29 protein-coding genes, 2 tRNA genes and 1 pseudogene are annotated in these 21,001 nt (G+C 72.9%); 19 read left to right on the forward strand and 13 right to left on the reverse strand.

Annotated elements, in window-relative coordinates; all coding sequences use genetic code 11:
- Nucleotides 1-419: 419 nt before the first annotated feature.
- A complete protein-coding gene (locus tag H958_RS46680) occupies nucleotides 420-632 on the reverse strand; it encodes a hypothetical protein (protein WP_156028220.1) in 213 nt (70 codons plus the stop codon).
- Between the two features lie 601 nt (nucleotides 633-1,233).
- Between H958_RS46680 and H958_RS46685 the strand changes: the two genes are divergently transcribed.
- From H958_RS46685 to H958_RS46690, 13 genes are all read left to right on the forward strand, one after another.
- Complete coding sequence (locus H958_RS46685) at nucleotides 1,234-1,800, forward strand: hypothetical protein (RefSeq protein WP_156028221.1); 567 nt, start codon at nucleotides 1,234-1,236, stop codon at nucleotides 1,798-1,800.
- A gap of 122 nt (nucleotides 1,801-1,922) precedes the next feature.
- Nucleotides 1,923-2,669, forward strand: coding sequence for a hypothetical protein (locus H958_RS0123840; RefSeq protein ID WP_156028222.1), 747 nt, complete (start codon nucleotides 1,923-1,925; stop codon nucleotides 2,667-2,669).
- 387 nt (nucleotides 2,670-3,056) lie between these two features.
- On the forward strand, nucleotides 3,057-3,275 hold the full coding sequence (locus H958_RS39925) for a helix-turn-helix domain-containing protein (protein ID WP_037411377.1): 219 nt from the start codon (nucleotides 3,057-3,059) through the stop codon (nucleotides 3,273-3,275).
- A 141-nt stretch (nucleotides 3,276-3,416) separates the two neighbouring features.
- Nucleotides 3,417-3,656 (forward strand): hypothetical protein, encoded by a 240-nt coding sequence (locus H958_RS0123850; protein ID WP_156028223.1) that lies wholly within the window; start codon nucleotides 3,417-3,419, stop codon nucleotides 3,654-3,656.
- On the forward strand, nucleotides 3,653-3,922 hold the full coding sequence (locus tag H958_RS0123855) for a hypothetical protein (RefSeq protein ID WP_028060491.1): 270 nt from the start codon (nucleotides 3,653-3,655) through the stop codon (nucleotides 3,920-3,922). The genes H958_RS0123850 and H958_RS0123855 overlap by 4 nt, the downstream gene beginning before the upstream one ends.
- Before the next feature lie 3 nt (nucleotides 3,923-3,925).
- The gene (locus tag H958_RS0123860; protein WP_028060492.1) at nucleotides 3,926-4,177 is read left to right on the forward strand and encodes a hypothetical protein; all 252 of its coding nucleotides are present in this window, start codon (nucleotides 3,926-3,928) and stop codon (nucleotides 4,175-4,177) included.
- Complete coding sequence (locus H958_RS0123865; RefSeq protein ID WP_028060493.1) at nucleotides 4,174-4,920, forward strand: hypothetical protein; 747 nt, start codon at nucleotides 4,174-4,176, stop codon at nucleotides 4,918-4,920. Before H958_RS0123860 ends, H958_RS0123865 begins: the two co-directional genes overlap by 4 nt.
- Complete coding sequence (locus tag H958_RS0123870; RefSeq protein ID WP_231379356.1) at nucleotides 4,917-5,126, forward strand: hypothetical protein; 210 nt, start codon at nucleotides 4,917-4,919, stop codon at nucleotides 5,124-5,126. The genes H958_RS0123865 and H958_RS0123870 overlap by 4 nt, the downstream gene beginning before the upstream one ends.
- Nucleotides 5,127-5,128: 2 nt before the next feature.
- Nucleotides 5,129-5,383, forward strand: coding sequence for a hypothetical protein (locus H958_RS0123875; RefSeq protein WP_156028224.1), 255 nt, complete (start codon nucleotides 5,129-5,131; stop codon nucleotides 5,381-5,383).
- Between the two features lie 360 nt (nucleotides 5,384-5,743).
- Nucleotides 5,744-6,349: a hypothetical protein gene (locus H958_RS0123880; protein WP_028060496.1), complete on the forward strand. Its 606-nt coding sequence runs from the start codon at nucleotides 5,744-5,746 to the stop codon at nucleotides 6,347-6,349.
- Between the two features lie 203 nt (nucleotides 6,350-6,552).
- A complete protein-coding gene (locus tag H958_RS0123885) occupies nucleotides 6,553-7,032 on the forward strand; it encodes a hypothetical protein (RefSeq protein WP_028060497.1) in 480 nt (159 codons plus the stop codon).
- Between the two features lie 105 nt (nucleotides 7,033-7,137).
- Entirely contained in the window at nucleotides 7,138-8,388 is a 1,251-nt protein-coding gene (locus H958_RS0123890) for a tyrosine-type recombinase/integrase (protein WP_156028225.1), read from the forward strand.
- 12 nt (nucleotides 8,389-8,400) lie between these two features.
- Nucleotides 8,401-8,477: transfer RNA gene (locus H958_RS46690), tRNA-Cys, on the forward strand.
- A gap of 18 nt (nucleotides 8,478-8,495) precedes the next feature.
- On the opposite strand, the gene H958_RS49195 is transcribed toward H958_RS46690, so the two are convergent.
- Both H958_RS49195 and H958_RS0123900 read right to left on the reverse strand, forming a co-directional pair.
- On the reverse strand, nucleotides 8,496-8,675 hold the full coding sequence (locus H958_RS49195; protein ID WP_028060499.1) for a tyrosine-type recombinase/integrase: 180 nt from the start codon (nucleotides 8,673-8,675) through the stop codon (nucleotides 8,496-8,498).
- Nucleotides 8,676-8,709: 34 nt separating this feature from the next.
- Complete coding sequence (locus tag H958_RS0123900; protein WP_028060500.1) at nucleotides 8,710-9,273, reverse strand: dihydrofolate reductase family protein; 564 nt, start codon at nucleotides 9,271-9,273, stop codon at nucleotides 8,710-8,712.
- A 407-nt stretch (nucleotides 9,274-9,680) separates the two neighbouring features.
- Between H958_RS0123900 and H958_RS46695 the strand changes: the two genes are divergently transcribed.
- Complete coding sequence (locus H958_RS46695; RefSeq protein ID WP_156028226.1) at nucleotides 9,681-10,205, forward strand: hypothetical protein; 525 nt, start codon at nucleotides 9,681-9,683, stop codon at nucleotides 10,203-10,205.
- 754 nt (nucleotides 10,206-10,959) lie between these two features.
- On the opposite strand, the gene H958_RS49200 is transcribed toward H958_RS46695, so the two are convergent.
- Nucleotides 10,960-11,313: a VOC family protein gene (locus H958_RS49200; protein WP_407641164.1), complete on the reverse strand. Its 354-nt coding sequence runs from the start codon at nucleotides 11,311-11,313 to the stop codon at nucleotides 10,960-10,962.
- 63 nt (nucleotides 11,314-11,376) lie between these two features.
- A pseudogene (locus tag H958_RS49205) lies at nucleotides 11,377-11,700 on the reverse strand (VOC family protein); the annotation flags it as partial.
- 220 nt (nucleotides 11,701-11,920) lie between these two features.
- Here H958_RS49205 and H958_RS0123930 point away from each other — a divergent pair.
- Nucleotides 11,921-12,628, forward strand: a complete 708-nt coding sequence (locus H958_RS0123930) for a DUF6338 family protein (protein ID WP_028060502.1) — start codon at nucleotides 11,921-11,923, stop codon at nucleotides 12,626-12,628.
- Between the two features lie 732 nt (nucleotides 12,629-13,360).
- Here H958_RS0123930 and H958_RS45390 read toward each other — a convergent pair.
- From H958_RS45390 to H958_RS39935, 4 genes are all read right to left on the reverse strand, one after another.
- The gene (locus H958_RS45390; protein ID WP_196807526.1) at nucleotides 13,361-13,498 is read right to left on the reverse strand and encodes a hypothetical protein; all 138 of its coding nucleotides are present in this window, start codon (nucleotides 13,496-13,498) and stop codon (nucleotides 13,361-13,363) included.
- A gap of 180 nt (nucleotides 13,499-13,678) precedes the next feature.
- Entirely contained in the window at nucleotides 13,679-14,599 is a 921-nt protein-coding gene (locus H958_RS0123940; RefSeq protein ID WP_028060503.1) for an NAD(P)H-binding protein, read from the reverse strand.
- 83 nt (nucleotides 14,600-14,682) lie between these two features.
- Nucleotides 14,683-14,826, reverse strand: coding sequence for a hypothetical protein (locus tag H958_RS46700; protein ID WP_156028227.1), 144 nt, complete (start codon nucleotides 14,824-14,826; stop codon nucleotides 14,683-14,685).
- Between the two features lie 47 nt (nucleotides 14,827-14,873).
- Nucleotides 14,874-15,248: a plastocyanin/azurin family copper-binding protein gene (locus H958_RS39935; RefSeq protein ID WP_196807527.1), complete on the reverse strand. Its 375-nt coding sequence runs from the start codon at nucleotides 15,246-15,248 to the stop codon at nucleotides 14,874-14,876.
- Nucleotides 15,249-15,377: 129 nt separating this feature from the next.
- On the opposite strand from H958_RS39935, the gene H958_RS0123955 reads away from it, so the two are divergent.
- Nucleotides 15,378-15,557, forward strand: coding sequence for a hypothetical protein (locus H958_RS0123955; protein ID WP_028060504.1), 180 nt, complete (start codon nucleotides 15,378-15,380; stop codon nucleotides 15,555-15,557).
- Here H958_RS0123955 and H958_RS0123960 read toward each other — a convergent pair.
- Nucleotides 15,554-16,531, reverse strand: a complete 978-nt coding sequence (locus tag H958_RS0123960; protein ID WP_028060505.1) for a C40 family peptidase — start codon at nucleotides 16,529-16,531, stop codon at nucleotides 15,554-15,556. The genes H958_RS0123955 and H958_RS0123960 overlap by 4 nt on opposite strands.
- A 57-nt stretch (nucleotides 16,532-16,588) precedes the next feature.
- On the opposite strand from H958_RS0123960, the gene H958_RS0123965 reads away from it, so the two are divergent.
- Together H958_RS0123965 and H958_RS39940 are read left to right on the forward strand one after the other, a co-directional pair.
- Nucleotides 16,589-16,897, forward strand: coding sequence for a hypothetical protein (locus tag H958_RS0123965; RefSeq protein WP_028060506.1), 309 nt, complete (start codon nucleotides 16,589-16,591; stop codon nucleotides 16,895-16,897).
- 10 nt (nucleotides 16,898-16,907) lie between these two features.
- Nucleotides 16,908-17,846, forward strand: a complete 939-nt coding sequence (locus H958_RS39940; RefSeq protein WP_081686216.1) for an NAD-dependent epimerase/dehydratase family protein — start codon at nucleotides 16,908-16,910, stop codon at nucleotides 17,844-17,846.
- Here H958_RS39940 and ftsH read toward each other — a convergent pair.
- Nucleotides 17,843-19,717, reverse strand: coding sequence for an ATP-dependent zinc metalloprotease FtsH (ftsH, locus tag H958_RS39945; protein ID WP_051324751.1), 1,875 nt, complete (start codon nucleotides 19,715-19,717; stop codon nucleotides 17,843-17,845). The two genes, H958_RS39940 and ftsH, sit on opposite strands and share 4 nt — an antisense overlap.
- A gap of 177 nt (nucleotides 19,718-19,894) precedes the next feature.
- Between ftsH and H958_RS0123980 the strand changes: the two genes are divergently transcribed.
- Nucleotides 19,895-19,968 (forward strand) — tRNA-Gly (locus H958_RS0123980).
- A gap of 70 nt (nucleotides 19,969-20,038) precedes the next feature.
- Here H958_RS0123980 and H958_RS46705 read toward each other — a convergent pair.
- Nucleotides 20,039-20,284: a helix-turn-helix domain-containing protein gene (locus H958_RS46705; RefSeq protein ID WP_037411383.1), complete on the reverse strand. Its 246-nt coding sequence runs from the start codon at nucleotides 20,282-20,284 to the stop codon at nucleotides 20,039-20,041.
- Nucleotides 20,285-20,465: 181 nt separating this feature from the next.
- On the reverse strand, nucleotides 20,466-21,001 hold a 536-nt coding region (locus H958_RS43970), incomplete at its 5' end, for an alpha/beta fold hydrolase (RefSeq protein ID WP_156028231.1).

The raw sequence follows: 21,001 nt of genomic DNA on the forward strand, positions 1-21,001 counted from the left end.
AGCGGCCTGCAAAGCCGTGTACACCGGTTCGATTCCGGTCGGCGCCTCTAGACGAAAGCCCCGCTACGGCGGGGCTTTCGCCGTTCACGGGCTCGGCGGCCCGGCCTGGCCGTACCCCGGCGGTACCCCGAGAAGCGCCGCGGCGGCCCCCTGGGCGCGTCGGCGGCCCGCCGGCGGAGGGGGGTCCGGGAGCCGCCAGGGCGGGCGGCGCGCTCGACCCCGCGCCGCGGAGCTGAGCAGCGTCACGCCCGGGCGGGGCGGTGAGCCGGGAGCGCCGGCGCGGCGACGGGGGGCGCCTCGCCCGCGCCGGCGCTGTGGCCTCCCGCGCCGATCGCCGGTTGGCTGCGGCGCCCATTTCTGACACTTGGGTGTCGACCCCTCAGTGTCACCGTAAGTCCTCGGCCACTCAGTTAACCCAGTCACACTTCCGCCGCCGGCGTGTGTAAGTTAGAAGGGTGCAGCAAACAGCGCCTTCGCGACAGCAGCACCACCGGGCCGACGCGCGACGGCCACAGCTCATCGGCGCCCGCGTCCAGCACGAGGACGCCGAACTGTTCCGCCGCGCCGCGACGATCGACGAGCGATCGTTGAGCGACGCGCTGCGGCTGGCGCTCAGCCTCTACATCGCGCACGTCGTGGCGACCCGAAACGACAGCGGCCCGAAGCCTGGCAAGGAGCTTCGGGCCGCCAAGACGCCTTTCGAGGAGGCGCCTGATGCTGCCCCATCGTAGTCGCGGCGTGCGACGGGTCCTCGGCGGCCTTGCCGACCTCGAAGGCCCCGACGTCGCCGCTCTGATCGTCGCGGCCGCCGAGCGACCGGGCCGCCCCTCGCCCGCCGAGCTGCGGCTCATCGCGGCGCGCGCCCGCGGCGGCGCCGACAGCGAGCAGGAGGCCATCCTTCAGGCCCACGCGCTCGTGCTCCGCGTCCGGGGCATGCTCGGACGCCGCGGAGCCCTCCGCGCAGCCCGACGGCCCTCCCAGGGCCATGCGCGTGCCGGCGCCGCCCGACGCCGCTCGTGCGCCAGGCCCCGCGAGCGCCGCGCCCACCGCGCCAGCGCTCGCGCGGTCGCGGGCGCCGGCCGCGACGACGACGGCTCAGGACCAGGACCCCACGTCGGGGTCCCGACCGGGGCGCGCGGGCTCCGGCCTGCGGCCGTAGCCACCCCGGCGCGGCTTCAGAGGCCGCTGACGCATCGCAGGCAACCCCAGGCTGGCGAGACTGGAGACACCCGCGTGGCCCCCCAGACCGCCGCGCCGCGGCGAACCACGGGCGACTGGACCGACTGGCCCGCCGGCTGGCCGCCGCCCGGCGACCGCCGGTGGGGCCGAGCCCTCCCCGCACGTTACCCCCGCCCGCCGCGCGACGGTGAGCTCGCCAGGGCGAGCTACGACCGCGGCACGCTGCGCCGGGAGCTCGCCGCCGAGCTGCGCGCGGCCATCGTCGAGCTGGACCGCGTCGACGTGCCCTGGGTCCGGCACGGCCAGCACGACCCCGCGTGGCACCGCGCGGTGCTCGCGCTCGACCGCGCCGTATCGCGAGCCCGTCACGAGATCATGGTCGCCGCCGACCTCGCGGACGACGCCCTCGACTGGGCCGACGACCGCCTCCCCGGCCTCGACGAGCTGCTCGCCCGCCCTAGCGCCGAGCCCGACGTCGAGAACCTCCGCAAGCTGCTCGCCGCCGAGCAGCTCCTCCAGCGGCGCCGCGACGAGCAGCTCGCGCCGATCACGCGCGAGCTGGAGCGGGTGGCGCGACGAGCCGGCCGCCGCCGCGCCCATGACGCGGGGCCGCACTCATGACCCGGGGCGCGCTCGAGGCCCTGCGCGGCGGCGGCACCGGCACGAACGAGGAGCCGCCCTCGACGCCACCGGAGGCTCCGAAGCCGATGACACCGACAACCGCGCGCGCTGACGCCGCCGTCGTGCAGCTCGCCGCGAGCTGCCGCGCTGAGGCGCAGGCACCGGCGAAGGCGCTCGCCGACGTCAACACGACCTACTTCGCCACATGCGACCTTCGGCTCGACCGCCTCCTCCGACTCGGCCGGCAGCAGACCCGCTGGATTGCCGCCATCACCGTCATCGAGCGCGATGGAGACACCCCGCGGGACGGCGAGACCCACGACGACGTTCGGCTCGGCACCACCACCGAATTCACGACGCAGGGGAAGTTCCGGCGGGCCGTCTACGAGGCCACGGGGCGATGGCTCGACAAGCAGGAGGGCGGCACCTGGGAGAAGACCACTACGCGCCTCCACGCGGCCAGCGAGCTTCGCGACCACGAAAGCAGCGACCGCGAGCAGGCCCGCGCCTGGATCGCCCACTTCATCACGCACCACGAGCCCGCAGTCGTCGACCTCGACGAGGTTGACGACCGCCTCAAACTCCTCGCCGCAGACTGGCGGCCCGACTGCTTCCGCGAGCGCACGGACGGCAACGGCAGGCGGCTCGATGCGAAGGAGGCCGCGATCAGCGGGCGCCTCTACGTCGCCCTGCAACCGCTCGCGAACCACGTCCGGATGCAGCTGGCGAGGACGACACAGGTCGACCTCGCGACCAACCTGCGCGCGCTCGACTTCGAGCCCCAGCAGCTCACCCAGCGCGGGAAGAAGCGCGTCCACAAGGCTCGGTACTGGCGCGCCCCTGCCGGCTTCGACCCCGACGAGGGCTGACCCCATGTCCCCCCTACACAAGAGCAAAACGCGAAATTTCGGCGGGGACGGCGGGGACGCGGGGACATGCCCGCCCCAGGCCAGCTTCCGGCACCGCCAGTGCTGGGGTCCAGCCGGGGACCGCTGGGGACGGATGCCACGGCGGGGACGCGGGGACGTGGGGACATTCCCGCTCCAGAGCCAAATCGCGCCCGCCGCCGCAGCAGCGCCCCCCGTGGACCAGCGGGCGACCGCCGGGGACAGCCGGGGACCACGCGGCACCGCCCCCGCCGGGGCGACACAGGGCGATCCAACGAGTCGCCGCTGTGAAAGAGGCGACGCATGACCGCCCGGGCCGGGGTTGGCCAAGGGTCGGGTGCACGTAGGGCGGTTTCGGCCGTCGCCGCCGTGGACCACCGGGCCGGCGCGCCGGCCGGCGTCGACGGAGGGGCGTCGAACCGGCTGCTGATGGCGGAGGAGGTCGCCGAGCGCTGGCAGGTGCCGGCGAGCCACGTGTACCGGCTCGCGCGAGAGGAGCGCCTGCCCGTGGTCAAGCTGGGCCGCTACCGGCGGTTCCGTCCCGCCGACGTGGAGGCGTTCGAGGCGGCCGGAGGGGTGGACGCGTGACCCGAGCGGCGTGGAAAGCCGCGCACGTGCGGCCCGGTGCGGGAGCCGGCGGCGCCGGTACCCCCAGCGGCACCCCGGCACGCCGGGCAGGACGGCCCCGGGCGGGGCCGCGATCGATCAACAGAGCGACCGAGGAGGTCGATGGAAGTGACCGACGCGAAGACCGCGACCAAGACGAGCCCGCTGCCGGCGCGGCAGCACCTTGACGGGTGCCCCGCGCCGCCCGAGAGGATCGAGGCGTTCACCACCGACGGCCCCGGCGGCCGGCGGTTCCGGACGACGCGGTGCATCACCTGCGGCGGCCAGTTCACCGAGCCGATCGCGCCGGCGCGCCGCGCGCCCGTGGACGGCCAGGCGCAGGAAGAGTTGGGCGCGCGGTGAGCCCGCGCGACGCCTTCGAGCCCGACGAGGACGGCCGGCCCGGCCAGTTCGCCGCCTGGCCGCGGGACGCGCAGGGCCGGCCGCTGCGTGGCGCGGTCGGCGCGGCCGGCCAGCCGGTGCCGGGCACGGCCGGCCCGATGCCGACCGGCACGTACGAGATGCGGCGGCGGCGCTCGCGCGACGGCCGCCCAATCGTGATCGACCAGACGCCGACGGGGCCGAGCGGCGCGCCGCTGAACCCCCCGACGATCCCACCAGGAGGCTGAGACGTGTCCGGAGACAAGGCGGCGCTGAGCGAGCTGCGCCGGAAGATGGACGAGCAGGCCGAGCAGGTCGCCGAGCTGCACGCCGACTTGCGGCGGCGCCTGGCGGGCGACGGGGCGCCGGCGATCAGCAGTCGGTCGGCGAAGCGGTCGCTCGCCGCCTACTACGGGAGCGCGGACCCTACGGGCCGCGAGCAGCGAGCCGCCCGCCGCGGCCGGGCAGCCGGCGGCGACGACGACGGGGGTGATGACGAGTGAGCATGCTCGACGAGCTGCGCGAGCTGCGGGAGGGGGCCGCCGCGGTCCGCGCCCGCGTCGACGAGGCGGCCGAGGCGCGCCGGCAGGCATCGGCCGCCGCCGACGCGGCCGAGGAGGAGTACGCCGCCTACCAGGAGGGCGTCGGTGCCGGCGAGCGGGAGCCCGACGAGGAGCAGCAGCAGCGGCTCACGGCTGCTCTCGCGCTCGCTCGGGCCGCCGCCAGCCCTAACGCATGGCGGGGCCGGCTTCGCGGCGCCGAGCGGGCCGCGCAGGAGGCGGACGGAGCCGTGGCCGCGTGGTTGTTCGCTCACGCCCACGAGCTGGGCGACGAGCTGGCGACGCTCGCGGGGCCGCTGGCCGAGCGCGCGATCGCGCACTACGCGGCGCAGCTCCAGCTCGAGGATGAGATCGCGGTGCTCATCCGGCATTGGTACGAGGTCGCGGAGCCGCTGGGCCTCGCCCCGTACGAACTGCCGACGAGCCCGTTTCGCGGCTCCAGCGACGACGTTCACTTCCGGCTCGGCGGCGACCCCGACCCGGGGCGAATGCTCGTGCCGACGCGCGGGTGGCCGCTCGACGTCGACGGCCAGGCGGCCGTCGAGGACGGCGAGTGGGACGACGATGGCGACCGGCGCGTGGACACCGCGGAGGCCGAGTTCGGGTTCCGCCACATCGACGGCGTGCAGGAGGAGGCCGGCCGCGCGGCCGCGAACCTGCGGCCTCCGGGCCGCCTGGAGGGGTGACAGGGCCCGTGGTCCGGTACGCCGAGCTGTCGCTGGCCCGCGTGGCCCGCGGCGCGGGCGACGGGTTCGATCCGCGGGCGCGGCTCGACCGCGCCTACCGGGCCTCGGACGCTGCGGTGATCCTCGCGCGCCGTCAGGCCGGGGCGCGGCGGGCGGCAGAGGCGCGGGCCGCCGCGCCGCGCGGGACGGGGCGGCCGAGCCGGTGACCGTGGCGACGCACGTCCGGCTCCACCTGGAGGCGAGTCGAGTTCGCGGGCTCGGCTTCGACGCGGCGTGGAGGCGGGCGCTGGCGGAGTGCGTCCCGGCGCCGCCCGCGCGGGCCGGCCGGGCGGCCAGGGAGGCGGCCGAGTGGCGAGCGGCAATCACCGCGAGCCGCGCGGCGTTCCGGGCCGCGTACGAGCGCGCGCCGGAGAGCCGCGCTGATCGCGCGGTCCTGGCGCTCGCCGGAGCGATGGAGTCATGAGGACTCGGTCGGGGCGCGCGGTCGCGCCACGCGTGACGGCCACCGCGGCCGCCGCCCCGAGCGGGCCCGCTCGCCGGAGCTTCCCCTCGATGAGCCACAGGCCGGCCCGGGGAGCCCGCCAGTCCAGCGGGCTCCCCGAGCGGTGCGCGGCGATTCAACACCCGCGCCGGCACGGCATCGGGGGTCGCGCCGGGGTACCCCGTGGACCCGAGCGCGCCACCCGGCGCGGTGGCGCGGCTTACGCAGCCGCGTGCACGGTCCTACGGCGACTCCTGGCGCGCTGGGGCGTCACCGTTACGCCTGGGCGGGGTGGGGGCCGGCCGCGGCGTAGACGTCCGGAGCGGGACCGAGAATGGCTCCGTGGCAGACACCGCGCTCATCCTCGGCCTGGCCGGCATCGGCGGCACCCTGACCGCCGGCCTCGTGAGTCCCGCGATCGGGGCGCGGTTCGCGCGCACGCAGCAGCAGCGCCAGTTCGCGCACGACCAGGCGATGCGCGATACCCAGGAGCTGCGCACGCTGCTCGACGAGATTGCCGCCCGCCTCGAGGAGGCGGACGAGGCGCTCGGCACCTCCTATCAGTGGTTCATCCGCCTCGGCCTGGAGATGAGCGGCGAGGAGAAGGCCACCAAGGCGTTCGCGGAGGCGAGCCGGCAGGGACGCGCGCGCGCGATTCTCGTCGAGCGGCTCACGATCCGGCGGGGCGCCGAGGACGGCCCCACGCGCGCGGCGGCCGCCGCGCGCGACGCGATGATGCGAGCGCTTCGCGAGATCGACATGATCGCCGCGCTTCGTCACGAGGAGCGGCTGTTGGAGGCGAACCGAGCGATCGAGGCAGAGCGGGCCGCGTTCAAGGCAGCGCGCGAGCAGTTCGTGCGCGCGGCGCTCGAACTCGTCGGGTCGCACGTGGTGGCGGCGCCGGTGGCGCATGGGCGGCTCGCCGATCAGCAGCCCGGCGCCGGGTAGCGCGGCTCGTCGGGCACGGCCGGGGGGCCGGGGGGGGTGCCGCGCGGCGCCGGCCGCCGGCCGCGCGGCATGCGTGCGGCTTCGGTGGCCGCGAACGGCGCTCCTTGTTGCTGCGCCGCGATGCTCATACGCTCGCGGCTCCAACCAAGTCGGCCCGGCGGCGCTGGCAGGCGCCCCGGGCCAGGACCACAGGAGTAAGCCTCATGGCCAGCACGAACGCTAGCGGTGGCACGGCCGCCGCGGCCGAGCCGTACTCGCAGCCCACGTGGGAGAAGCAGCCGGAGCCGTACTCGCAGCCCACGTGGGAGAAGCAGCCGGAGCCCGCGTTCGCGGTCTTCGCCCTGGCTGGCGGCGCCGAGCTGGCCCCCGGCGCCGGCCTCGTCTTGGTCGGGCTATTCCCGGGCAAGACGCGGCAGCACGACGCGGCGCCCGCGGCGCGCGCTCGGCTCGCCGAGCTGGGCTGGAGCGACGACGATGCCCGCGGCGCGCGCCTCGTGTCATTCCGGCCGGTGCACGCGCGCACCACGCCGGCGCTGCCCGACGCGGGCGGCGCCGGCGAGCACGCTCCCGCTCCCGTGGAGGCCGCGGGCGCCGCGGCCGGCGCCGCGGGCAAGGGCGGCGCATCGGAGCCGCAGAGCGGCCGCAAGCGGCGGGCGCGCGGATCGGCGGCCGGCGATGCGTGACGTCGCATTACTGGGGCTGTTCTACGCCGCCGTCCGGTGGGGCCTGTGGCACCCGCCGCTCGTTCGGGCCGGCCGGCGCCTGTGGCGCGCGCGGAGGGCCGGCTGATGCCGCGCGCGCAGCGTCCGACCGGGCGCCTCAAGCGGCGCACGCTCAAGAGCGGCGAGGAGGTCTGGTACGCGGCCACCCGCGTGCCGGGACGGCGCCCCATGGACACGACGAGCCGCCTCGGGCCGGTCGCAGCGAAGGGCGGCCGACCGCTGGCCGGCCAGCTCACCCGCAGGATGGCCGAGGACGCCCTGCGCGACCTGCTCGACGCAGAGCGCCGCAAGGTCGCCGACGGCGGCTACGAGCGCGCGACGATGCCCACGGTCGCCGAAGTGGCTGACTCTTGGCTGACGGCGAAGGCCCGCCCGGACGGCGTGCGCGAGCAGACGTGGCGCGACTACCAGGCCGTCCTCAATCGGCACCTGCTGCCGACGTTCGGCGGCCTGGCCGTCGACGCAATCGAGCCGGCCGACCTCGAGGCGTGGAAGGAGGAGCAGCTCGACGAAGGCATGTCCGCGCGCGGCGTGGTCAAGTGCCTGATGGTGCTCAGCCAGGTGTTCACCCACGCGCAGCGGCGTCATAGGCTCGAGCGGAACCCGGCGGGCGGCAAGCTCGTGCCGCGGCCGCGCGTCCGGTACGACCGGAGCCGCTTCAACGTCCTCACACCGGCGCAGATGCGCGCGGTGGCGGACGCGATGCCGACGTCGGCGGGCCGCGCCGCGGTGCTGGTGAGCGCGTGGACCGGTGTGAGGATCGGCGAGCTGGTCGAGCTGCGCTGGCGCGACGTCGCGTGGCTCGACGAGCGGCTCCACGTGCGCAGGTCTCACGGGCGCAACGGGACGAAGGGCACGAAGGGCGGGCACGGCCGCTCAGTGCCGATGATCGCCGACCTGGCCGCACTGCTCGACGGGCTCAGCCAGCGCGACCACAGCACGGGGCTCGACGACCTGGTCCTCGTCGACGAGCTGGGCGACCGGCTCAACGGCTGGACGCTGCGCCGGCACTTCTATGGGGCGCTCGGGCCGGCGGGACTGGCGCATCTGCGCGAGAGCGATCCGCCGCTCAGGTGGCACGACCTACGCCACTCGTTCGCGTCGCTGGCGGTGAAGGTGAAGCCGCTCAGCGACGTGCAGGCGCTGCTCGGGCACGCGCACATCACGACGACGATGCGCTACGTCCACAGCGTGCCCGGGCAGCGTGACGCCGAGCTGCTCGGCGCGGCGTTCGCCGCTGCGGATGGCGCCTCGGACCCGCGTACCCCGGCGGGTGCCCCGAACCGCGCCAGTTCCCAGAGAACTGAGCGCACCTGAGCGCACCTGGAAGCGCCGTCCAGAGCCAAGCGAGCGGCCTCCGACCGCCTGCAAAGCCGTGTACACCGGTTCGATTCCGGTCGGCGCCTTGAGCGGTTCCTGGGGCTCTATCGGAACGTGTGTTCGTTCCACCCCGAATCGGTAGTCCGCGATCGCGGCCGCCAGCTCGTCCGGGTCGGCGCTCCGGTGTACATCTGCGTCGTGCCGACGTCGGCGTGACCGAGCAGCGCCTGGGCGTTCTTGATCCCGGCGTGGCGGGCGACGTGGTCCCCGAAGGCGTGCCGCATGGAGTGAAGCCCGCGCTGATCCGGCGTCGGGCACTCAGCGCCTGGTCTCGTACCTGGTCAGCACCACGCCGTCGGGAAACGTCCGGGTCTCCACCAGGCTCAGGTTCACCCAGTTGTCCAGGGCCGTGAAGAACGGCGTGCCGCCGCCCACCAGGACCGGATGGGTGACGATCGCGTACTCGTCGATCAGCCCGGCCCGCATGGCCGCCGCGGCGAGTGTGGCACCGCCGATGTCCATGGGGCCGCCGTCGTCGGCCTTGAGCCTGGTGATCTCGGTGACCGCGTCGCCGGTGACCAGACGGGTGTTCCAGTCGACCGTGCTGGTCGTCGAGGAGAACACCACCTTCGGCATGTCCCGCCAGCGGCGGGCGAACTCGATCGCCGCCGGTGTGGCGCCCGGCTGCTTGTCGGCGGTCGGCCAGTGGGAGCTCATCGTCTCCCACAGCTTGCGCCCGTACAGCGCCAGGCCTGTCGCCCCCACCCGGTCGGACCACCACTGGAACAGTTCGTCGCTCGGCACGCTCCAGCCGAGGTCGTCGCCGGGCGCGGCGATGTAGCCGTCCAGGCTCAGGTTCATGCCGAAGGTCAGTTTCCGCATGGCGTCAGCCTCCCGTGAGTCGGTATTCGGCGTACAGACCAGCACGGCGCGCAAAAATCATCGGTCAGGTCCACCGAGGGCCAGTTGACCACGACGCCAAGCAGATGCTCCGTACGGAAAGGAACCGGTGCCGGCACACCGTCGCGTGGAGCCCGTCCCGAGAGCACTGGCCGAGGGCGGTGTGCCGTCACACTGGTTCGGTGATGCGTGCCGGTGAGGGGACGACAACCGGGACCGCGCCACGCCCATGTGCAGGCGTAGGCGAGGGCCTCCCGGCCGGACTCAGGCGCTCCTGCCCGGGACCCATTGCCCAGCGCCACGCAATCCACCGGACCACCACGTGGTGCATAGGCATGACCTAATGCAGAGCAGGGGCGCCGACGGGACGGAGGCCTAAGTCAACTCGCTTGCGCAGTCGCCTGGAAGCGAGTGCGCTCGGTGCGCTGCGAGGCGACATTCCGTACGCACTCAAGGCGGCCTTCGGCCGCGGCCGGCTGCGCGCGGGCTCGCTTCGCTCGCCCGTGCTCGCCGGCCAACGCCGGGGCGACGCGCAGCCAGGTGGGCTACGCAGCCGAGCGATCTGCGTCGCGCACGAGCTCGGCGACGACGTCGCCCGGAGTCTTGCCGCGCGCCTGGGCGATCCGCTCAAGCCGGACGACGTCTTCGCCCTCGACGCTGATCAGCAGCCTCAGCTGCGCGTCCGGATTGCCGGCGTGCGCCTCGACCAAACGCGGATCGATCTCGGCGAGATCGGCATCGAACTCGCCGGGCTGCGGGTCGGGGCTGTCCAGGGGTCCTTGCTCATCGTTCAGCCACGAAGCAGGCTACGCTCACCCGCCGTCGCGTTCCAGCCAGTCACCACGAGCCACGTCGTCGGATCCGACGTCTGCTCGATCACCAGCGTCAGCACCCGGCGTCGGTCTCGCCGATGAGCAATCGGCGCTTGCCAGGCGCGCCGCCCGCGTGCGGGTTGCTGACGATCCGGTGCTCGTTGCGCGGGACCTGCTCGACTTCCGCCGGCGAGATGCTGCGAGCGGCGAGCTTGTCACGCGCAAACCTCGGTCGCGACCAGCTCGTAGACGTCATCGGACACGTCCAGCCTGTCTATCGGCACGCCAGGACGGAATGCCTCGGGTAGCTGCGCCGGCGGCGGCTGTCAACCCGCTCGCTTCGCTCGGGGTAGGGCTTCGCCCTTGACAGCCGCCGCCGGCTCCGCTCTTGAGCAAGCTAGGAGGGGCAGGCAAAGCCTGCCGACCGCAGGTCGACCACAACTGCGCGGCACGACCCACGGCACCGCTTCACGCGAGGTCTCCGGACTCGACGACGGGGCGGTACAGCGCAGCGGCCGCGTCCGCCTGGCGCTCGACCCACGCCGCCAGATTTCGCTCTAGCGCATGACTCGACGACCCCACGGTTCGATTCCGGTCGGCGCCTCTAGCGGATCCGCGGGTCGTCCGGAACGTTCGTTCGTTCGACCCCGACGGCTTCGATCCGGCGCGCGTCACAGTCCAGGCGCTCGCCCGATCGCCCGGGCGAGCTCGAAGCTGCCGCTCGAGTTCGTCGAGCGCCGGCGCGATCTCGCTCAGCTGCTGAGCGGCGGCATCCGGCGTGATGCGTCCACGTCCGCAAGTCGAGCGCCTCGAGGCCCTCGGCCGAGATGTCGTGGGCGGACTCGTCGGCCACGGCTCATCCCCGGTTGTGGTTGACGACCTCGACGTTGTGCCCGTCCGGGTCGAGCACGAACGCGCCGTAGTAGCCCGGGTGGTACACCGCGCGCTCGCCCGGCGCGCCGTGGTCCTCGTAGCCCGCCGCGAGCGCGGCGGCGTGGAACGCGCGCACCGTCGCGTCCTCGCGCGTGGGGAACGCGAGGTGGACGTGCTCCGTGAGCGGCCGCTCGTCCCGGACGAGCGAGAAGCTGTAGTCCGGGCCGGACAGCTGCACGCGGCCGGGGTCGTCGTGCGTCAGGCGGAGCCGGGCGTGCGGGGCGATCGTCGTGTAGAAGCGCCGGGAGGCCTGCGTGTCGCGGACGCGGATCCACAGGTGGTCGACGTGGCCGTCGGGTACGGCGTCCTCGCGGTCGCCGTGGACCGCCTCGACGCTGTTGCCGTCGGGGTCGAGCAGGAAGGCGCCGTAGTACGTCGGGCCGTACTGCGTGCGCGGCCCCGGCGCGCCGTCGTCGCGGTACCCCGCGTCGGCGCCAGCCTGCCAGAACGCGTCGACCTGCGCGCGGTCGCGGGCGCGGAAGCCGACGTGGAGCCCGCGGGTCACCGGATGCTCGCGGTCCGTCCGCACGATGTCCCAGTCCTCCCACTCGACCAGCTCGGCGTCCGCATGGCCGGGCTCGACGCCCAGGACACTGAGGACGGTGCGGTAGAAGCGCTCGGAGGCCGCGAGGTCCGAGACGGCGATGGCGACGTGGTCGAACACCCGGCCGAGGCTACCGTTGCAACTCGACGACTCGGGCCTGGCGCGCCGCCCGACGAGTCATGCGGGACACCTGCGGCTTGCGCGCCTTCGGCGGGCGCGTCTGGCGAGCTTGGTTGTTGTCCCGCGGCGGGTCGAGCTCCTGCATTGCCCAGTCGTAGAACGAGTACGTCGCGGCGTCTCACGAATCGCGTCCGCCCGATCCCGTACACCTGATGCGGCCATGACGCCACCGGCAACCGGAACCGCGCTTCTCATTCTCATTGCATTTGTGTTGCCCGGCTTCGTCGCCGTCCTCCTGAAGGAGCGCCTTTACGAGGTTCGTGGTGAAGAGAGCACGTTCGATCGGCTGCTCACCACCGTCTACTACTCGCTGCTCGTCTACTTGCTGCCAGCGCTTGCCGTCGGCCTACTGAGCGCCTTCGACGCGCTGGAGCGCGCTGATCTCACGCGATTCTTTCAAGGCCAATCCCCTCTATGGCTCATCGGCCTTGTCGCCATAGGCGTCCTTCTTGTCCTCCCCGCGTGTGCCGCCCTGGGCGCATGGTGGTGGATGAACTCGGATCCCCGAGCGTGGATCTACGAAAAGAGCGATCGGCTGAAGGCCGAGCATCGGACGCAGACCTCCTGGGATTTTGCATTCGACCACGAGCAGGACCTGCTGCTCGTAGTGGAGCTCAAAGATGGCGGTCGCGTTGCCGGCTACTACGGAAGGCGCAGTCACTCTGGCTACGGCACGAAGACCCGAGACCTCTTTCTCGAGGAGCGCTGGGACATCTCCCACGATGACGGGTCGGTCAAGCCACCCCCTCCCGAAAGACGCAGCGTGGGAATCTGGATCGACGCCGCCGACATTCGCCTGATCGACCATTACGCTATGAGCGATGAGCACCAGCGAGACATCGAGGAACGGTCGCCCGAGCGTTCCTAGCTCGCCACGCCGCCACTCGCCGCCCGGCACAGAGGAGCGCGGTCGTCAGCCGACGGTGTCGCACCCCAAGCCGACGACCCCGGTGCCGATCGCGAAGCCGGCCAACCGGAGCGAGTGACTTCATGGCGGCGAAGTCTCCACCGCCGTCGCCTCCTCACAGGCTTCCACGATCAACCGGCCGAGGCCCGTCCACTGCTGGCCGTCAGCCGACCCAGTCGCATCCGAAGCCCAGCGGACCGGTCAACGTCGCAGCACCATCGACGGGTTCGAACGGCAAGTAAGCCGGAGGACAACGCCTCGCGCGCCTGCTCCGGAGCCAACAGCAGGCGGCTCTGGAGAGACAACATCCCTACCTACTCAAGGGCGCGGCCTTCCGCCGCGCCGGCGATGAGGACCAGCGTCAGGGAGTCCGGGGTTCCGGCTCAGGCAGCGCGGCGTTGATGGCCAGCTCCGCCGATCGACACGGTAGGCGGGCAGAGCGGAGCCTGCCGACGGGAGGCGACGACACCGCACGCTGTGCGACATTCACGCTCCGACCTCGAATCGGGTGCGGTACAGGGACAGCGGCGGCTGCCTGACGCTCGATCCAGGTCGCGCAGATTCGGCTCTACGCCATGACTCGACGACCCCACCGGTTCGATTCCGGTCGGCGCCGCTTCAGACTCCTCGACGCGGCGAGCGCGTGTCTCGATCACCGACAGGTTCCTGTCCACGACCGCGTCGTGCCATTCCTCACGAAGCGAAGTCGTCCCACTCCCCCAAGCCGACCGCGTCCGGCTCGAACACGTCGCCGATCCCGAGGGAGAGGTTCTGGCTGAGTTCCGGGTAGGCGGCGGTCGAAATCACGTCGTAGAGCGGCGCGAGGCGCACCCTCCCCTCCTCGTGCAGCAATGCGTGTTCTCGCGTGGGCGTCGGCGTTGCCGACCACGTAGTTCAACAACGTGGCGGGCCGGCGAGGAAGGGACTCGACGAGCTCGTCCACACGCTGCTTGTCGAGCCGGTGGACGGCAGGAGGATCGGGGCATTTGCGCGTCCGCGCCGCCGCGCCGGTCAGCCCGTGAAGAGGTCGGCGTGGTCGGCCACGAACGCCTCGACCGGCTCGGCCGGCCGGTGCGTCAGCGCCTCGACCGTCGGGGTCGAGCGGTCGTAGCGCCCCTGCCGGTGCAGCCGCGCCATCGTCGTCAGGTGCTCCTGCACGAACGGCGAGAGGCCGCTGTGGGCGAGCACCGTGTCCGCCCACTCGTCCGGCGCGACGTCCAGGTAGCGGACGCGCCGGCCGAGCGCGCGCGAGTATTCCTCCGCGACGCCGTTCATGTCCTCCACCCGCGGCCCGGTCAGCTCGAGCACCGTGCCGATGTGCGGGGCGGGGTCGATCAGCACGCCCGCGGCCACCCGCGCGACGTCGGCGGCCGCGACGGGCGACGTCCGCCCGTCCCCGAACGGCAGCGGCAGCACGCCGCGCCCGGCGACCGAGCGCGCCACCAGCGTCGTGAACAGCGGACCGTCCTGGAAGATCGTCGGGCGCAGGTGCACGACCGGAAGCCCCGACCAGTTCAGCACCTGCTCCGACAGCCAGTGCAGCCGCTGCTGATGCGACTCGGCGACGCTGAAGGGCGTCATCTGCGAGACCGTCATCTGCGACAGGTCGATCAGGACCTCCAGCCCGCCGAGCTCGCGCGCGACGGTCGCGACCGTCGCGGCGGCCTCGAGGTACATCGGCGAGACGCTGATGCAGAAGAGCATGCGGCGGCATCCGTCGAGCGCGCGAACGACGTCGGACGGCCGCGCGAGATCGCCGGCGACGACCTCCGCCCCCAGCTCGCGCAGGTACACGGCGCGGGCGTCGTCGTGGTGCACCATCGCCCGCACGGGCAGGTCACGCGCCCGCAGCAACTCGACGACGGTGCGGCCGACGCCGCCGATCCCTCCGCCGGCGCCGGTGACGAGGAAGGGTGTCGTGGCGTCGGCCACGGATCAAATCTGCGCAACCGCGGTCACCCGCGGGACTGTCCGGAAGTGCCGGACGATCTGTCCCGAGGCCGGAGCGAAAGAGCTCAGCCGGAGCGCCGCGGCGGCTCGAGCAGCAGAAGCCGGCCGCGGGCGAGGACGCCGGCGAGCCTACACGCCAGGTCGAGCTGCTGCGGCGTGTAGGCCTGCGGGCTGTGCAGCGTCTCGACGTGGACCCCGGGAATCGGCATCGTGGGCCGGATGATCGGACCCACCTGCCGATTCTTGAAGCCGGCGCTCAGGTGACCGTGAGCGTGCCCCGCATGCCGGCCTTCCGGTGGCCGTCGACCGGGCAGTAGAACGTGTACTTGCCCTTCTTGAGCGTCACGGTGACGGTGGAGGTGCCGCCCTTCTGGACCGTCTTGCCGTCCTTGTCGACGCCCTTGCCCTCGACCGCCACGGCGTGCGGCAGCCCCGAGGGGTTCGACATCGTGATCGTGACCTTGCCGTGCTTGGCCTTGAGCGCCGAGGTGTTGAACTTCAGTTTGCTCTTGTCGGCCGAGATCCTCAACTTCGCGGCGGTCGGCCGCGCCGTCGCGATCTGGCTCACCGCCAGCCCACCGCCGGCCACCGCCACCGCGACCGCCATCGCGGTCACTTTCCTCGCTCTCACGATCCTGCCTCCTTCAAGCCCGGGAATGCCGATGCGTGTGACTACGCATCGTCGCGCGGACCGGTTCGGGACCGCAACACTGGACGTTCGCATGGCGACGACTGCGCCCAAAAGTGGTGCGATGGCCGCATGTGCGACCACAAAGGCTTCCACAGCGGTGAAGGTCGCTATGACGAGGCGTCGCGCACGCTGCGCTACGTCGTCGTCTGCGACGCCTGCCACGTCGAGTTGCGCGAGATCTCGGTCGAGACCTACGCGCCCGAGTACGACCCGCGCGGCAACGACGACTTCCTGAGCGCCGCGGCCTAGAGGACGCGGCGCGCCCAGGCGAACTCGTCGCGCCGCCACTCGTCGTCGAGCGACGAGACGTACACGCCCTGCGCCGAGGAGTGGATCATCCAATGCTCGGACAGCGCGATGCCGACGTGCACGATGCTCCGCTCCGTCGCCTTGCCGCCGAACGGCGCCGAGCCGAAGAACAGCAGGTCCCCGGGGCGGATCGACTCGAGCCGGATGCGCTGCGACCGCCGGATCTGCCCCGCCATCTGCGCCGCCGTGCGGCCGCCGATGCGCCGCGGCGTGAACACGCGCCAGACGAAGCCTGAGCAGTCGTAGCCGCCATGCGCCTGGCCGGGCGAGACGCCGTCGGTCTCGCCGCCCCACACATACGGCATGCCGATCTTGGACACCGCGAGCCGCAGGGCGGCGCGCGTGCGCGCGCGGTACCGCGGGAGCGAGAACGCGCTGAGCTGTGCGCGCGCGCCGGCGACCGCCCAGTCGCGGGAGCCGAGGACGACCGCGAGCGAGTGGGCCGCCTCGGCGCGGGTGATCGGCTCCCACGGATAGAGCTCGAGCGTCTCGTCGGCGGCCGGGTGGTTCGTGCGCAGACCGAGGAAGCGCGCGACGATCTCGCTGCCGAACGTCTTAGCGGGATGCAGCCCCGCGCCGCGGGCGACGTCGTCGACATGGGCGGCGACGTCGGCGAGGCCGAGCTGGCGCACCATCCGCGCGTCGAAGGCGCTGACGGAGACGGTCGCGGCGGACGAGCCCGCCACCGGCGGCTGCCCGGTCTGCGCGGCGACCGCGCCCAGCGCGGCGCTCAGCTGCGCGCCGCTCAGCGGACGCTCGCCGTGAAAGCGGCCGTCGGCGAGGCGTCCGAGCAGGCCGGCCGAGGCGACCGCGCGCTGCTCGCGCCGGTTCCAGCCGCCGAGCGTCGCGGCCCCGGCAGCCGCCGGAAAGAGGAGTGACAGGGCGAGGAGGAGGGTCAGTCGGCGCACCTTCACTGCGTCGGCTTCACCCGGCCAGGTTTGAACCCGCCCGGTCGCTTGCCTGACGCCCGCGTGATCGCCACCATCGTCCGCATGGAGGTTGCGGCGGCCTTCACTGTGTGGCTCACGTTCGGCGCCTGGCTCTTCCTGCCCACCGTGGATGCGCCGGCGGTCTTCAGCCGGATCGCGATCTCGCTCTGCGGGGCGGAGCTGCTCGCCGTCGCGATCTGGTCGTTCGGAACCGAGCAGTGCGCCACCCGCCCCTGCGCGCCGGTGCCGGAAGCGGCGCGGATGGCCGCGGCGCTCGACATCCCGGGGCTGACGGGCTTCGCCTTCTTGCTCGCGGCGATCTGCGCGCTGCGCGCGGCCCGCGCCTGCTAGCACTCCCGCAATGCGGATCCTGGTCACGGGCGCGCGCGGGAAGGTCGGCGCAGCGGCGGTCTACGCGTTGGTCGAGGCAGGGCACGACGTCGTCGGCTGCGACCTCGGCGCTCCGGTCTACGAAGGCGGCCGGCGCGTCGCTCATTACGTTCAAGCCGATCTGAACGACGCCGGCGACGCGTTCGCCGTGGTCCGCGGGTGCGACGTGGTCATCCACGCCGCCGCGCTCCCCGAGCCGACCCAGAACACGCCGCACACCGTGTTCCGCAACAACCTGATGGCGACGTTCAACGTCGCCGAGGCGTGCGTGCGGCTCGGCGTTCCGCGGCTCGTGAACCTCTCCAGCGAGACGGTGCCGGGCATGGGCTTCGCCGAGCGGCGGTTCTTCGCGCCGTACGCGCCGATCGACGAGGAGCTCCCGAGCCGCCCGCAGGACCCGTACGCGCTGTCGAAGCTGTTCGGGGAGCAGCTGATGGACGCCGCCGTCGCGCGCTCGGACGTGCGCGCGATCTCGATCCGCCCGACGTGGGTCCAGTGGGAGGGCAACTACGCGCGCAGCCTCGCCGGCTGGCTGCGCGACCCGTTCGGCGGCGCGCCGAGCGAGAGCTTCTGGAGCTACATCGACGCCTATGACCTCGCGGATGCGTTGCGGCTCGCGGCCGAGAGCTCGCTGCCCGGCCACGAAGTGATGTACATCGCCTCCCCCGACAACGCCGCGGGCCGGCCGCTGCCGGAGCTGCTCGCGCACCACTTCGGGGATGCCGTCGAGGTCCGCGGCGAACCCGCCGGCGGGATCTCGATCGCCAAGGCCCGCCGCTTGCTCGGCTACGCCCCCACGCGCTCCTGGCGCGACTATCTGACGCCCGACGGCGAGCTGCTCGAGGCCGCGCGCGAGCGGCTGGAGCGCGGCGAGACCGGCGTCCAGCGCGGCCGCGCCGCGTTCGGCTAGATCACGGCCGAGGTGGTCTCCTCGCCGGCGGCCGGCATCGGCACGCCCGCGGCCTCATAGGCCTCGTCCTGGTCGAGCGTCTCCTTCTCCAGCAGGCGCTCGGTCAGGCTGTCGAGCTTGTCGCGGTGTTCGGTCAGCAGCTGCGTGACGGCGCGGTGGGCCTCGTCGACGATCCGGCGCACTTCACGGTCGATCAGCTCCTGCGTGGACTCCGAGACGCCCGAGACGCCCGGCAGCAGCGGCCCCTGGGCGTCGGACGGGATCACGGCGATCGGCCCGATCGCGTCGCTCATCCCCCAGCGGCCGACCATCTGGCGCGCGATCCCGGTCAGCTGCTGGATGTCAGACTCGGCGCCGGCGGAGATCGACTCGTAGACGACCTCCTCGGCGACGCGGCCGCCCAGCGCGACCCTGATGCGCGCCGTCAGGTAGTCGAGGTCGTAGTTGGTGCGCTCGGCGTCGGGCGAGGAGATCGTCACGCCGAGCGACATCGTGCGCGGGATGATCGAGACCTTGCGCACCGGGTCGGCGCCCGCGGTCAGCATGCCGACGATCGCGTGCCCGGACTCGTGGTAGGCGGTCCGGCGCTTCTCGGTCGGTGACAGCACGATCCCGCGCGGCGCGCCGAGGATGATCTTCTCCAGCGCGTCCGTGAAATCGGCCTCGTTGACCTTCTCGTGGCGGCGGCGCGCGGCCAGCAGCGCGGCCTCGTTGGCGAGGTTCGCGATGTCGGCGCCGACCATCCCAGGCGAGATCGCGGCGATCCGGTCCAGGTCGACGTCGTCGTCGAGCGGCAGCGAGCGCGTGTGGACGTCGAGGATCTTGCGCCGGCCCGCCTTGTCGGGCGGCGGGACGGTGACGCGCCGGTCGAAGCGACCGGGGCGCAGGAGGGCGGAGTCCAGGATCTCCGGCCGGTTGGTCGCGGCGAGCACGATCACGGCGTCGGTCGTCTCGAAGCCGTCCATCTCGGTCAGGATCTGGTTGAGCGTCTGCTCGCGCTCGTCGTTGCCGCCGCTGAACGGGCCGGTGCCGGCCGAGCGCGAGCGCCCGATCGCGTCGAGCTCGTCGATGAAGATGATCGCCGGGCTGGCCTCCTTGGCCTGGCGGAACAGGTCGCGCACGCGGCTGGCGCCGATGCCGACGATCGCCTCGACGAACTCCGAGGCGCTCAGCGAGAAGAACGGCACGCCCGCCTCCCCCGCCACCGCGCGCGCCAGCAGCGTCTTGCCGGTGCCCGGGGCGCCCGAGAGCAGCACGCCGCGCGGGATGCGCCCGCCGAGCCGCTGGTACTTCTCGGGGTTCTTGAGGAAGTCCACGACCTCGGTCAGCTCGGCCTTGGCCTCGTCGATACCGGCGACGTCGGCGAACGTGACGTGCGTCTCGCCGCCCTCCACGCGGCGCGCGCGGCTGCGGCCGAAGCTGCCCAGCGCGCCCATCTGGCCGCCGGAGGCCCGGCGCGAGAGCCACACGAACAGCACCACCAGCAGGATCACCGGGCCGAAGCCGAGGATCAGGTTGTAGAAGAACCCGTGGCCCTGGTTGATCGGCTCCGCCGCGATCTCGACGTTGTGCTGGCGCAGCTGCTGCTCGAGCTGGTCGCCGTTGGCATAGGTCGGGATCTGGGTCTCGAAGTTCTTCGCCGGCTCCGAGTCGCTCTTCGGGTAGTGGATCTCCTTCTTGAGCTCCCCGCTCACCGCCTCGCCCTGCGACGAGATCGCCTTCACGTTGTTCTGCGTGACCTCCTGCAGGAAGGTCGGGCTGTACGGGATCGTCACGCTGTGCTCGCGCCCGGATGCAAACAGCCCGACCGTGGCGTAGTTGATCACCAGCAGGACCAGGATCAACAGCCAGAAGTTGCGCGATCCGGGCATGCGCGGCATGCGCGCCGGCGGCTGCCCACCTCCCTGGGCCGGGGGCTTACCGTCGCCGCTGCGGGGGAGCGGCGTCCGTGGCCGGCGCTCAGTCGGGGCATCCGCCATGGTGTGAGCGTACCGGGAGCCCATCAGCAGCCCGCTTCCGAGTCGGCACGGCTATACTCGGCGCTCCACGCGGCTGTAGCTCAGTTGGCTAGAGCGTCTGCTTGCCATGCAGAAGGTCGAGGGTTCGAGTCCCTTCAGCCGCTCCTCCGAAAGGTCCTGCAATGCAGGGCCTTTCGTCGTTCCGGGGCTGCCTTGCGCGGCGCCGAAGCGGTCTCAGCGGACCAACTCGGCGGACCATTCTGCGTGTGGCGCTGCGCCGTTGCGCTGCTCGGCGGCGAGGATCGCGGCCTCGACGTGAGCGCGGATGAAGCGCACGTGCCGGCCCAGCTTCACCCGCGGCAGCATGCCCTTGCGGCCCCAGTCCTGGACGGTCGAGACGGGGACGTCGAGCAGCTCGGCGACATCGCGGGCGGTCATCAGCTCGGCGCGGGTCAGGCCGCGAGTGGCTGCGTCGATCATCGCTCGATGCCAAGCCCGCGTTCTCGCCGCCGGTCCTGCGGCCGATCGCGCGCAAGCGGCTCGAGCGCCGCAGGTCGCGCGTCGAGCTCGCGCTCGACGCGCGTGACCTCGCGCCGCCAGTGGTCGCGCGCACGCCGCCATCCGGCGACCGCCGTGTCCAGCTCGCGACGCCGGTGGCGATTCAGCCAGTGCATGCGATCTCGCCGCTGCTGAGCGGCGTCGAGTCCAACATTGGTCTCGGCCAGGCGGAGCCGCGCTCGCTCGAGCTCGTCGCGCACGGGGTCGGGTGCGACACCGTAGAGCGCGAGCTGCTCGGCGCGGGCCAGATGGCGAGCTGGCGTCGTCGTCCGTCGCGGCCCATCGTGTCGATGAGGACGAGCCCCGCCGTCTCCGTTGGATAGAGGTGCGCGAACACGCGCGCCAGGACCCCGCCGTAGGAGTGGCCCACCAGCACGTACGGCGGTTCGATGCGGGCGCGGTCGAGCAGCCGCCGAAGGTCGGCGATCTCGTCGCGTGCGTCACGCACGCCCGGCGGCGCGACGCTGTTGCCCGTGCCCGCGCGGTCGTAGGCACAGGCCCGAGTGCTGCGGCCGACCTCGGGCTGCACGTCTCGCCAGGAAAACGTGTCCGCGCCGAAGCCGGCCTCCAGCACGACGGTTGGGCTGCCCGAACCCACGCACTCCAGGTAGAGGCTGCGCCTGCCCCCGATCGCGACGA

The organism is Candidatus Solirubrobacter pratensis, from assembly GCF_000425945.1.
Classification (GTDB): Bacteria; Actinomycetota; Thermoleophilia; order Solirubrobacterales; family Solirubrobacteraceae; genus Solirubrobacter; species Solirubrobacter pratensis.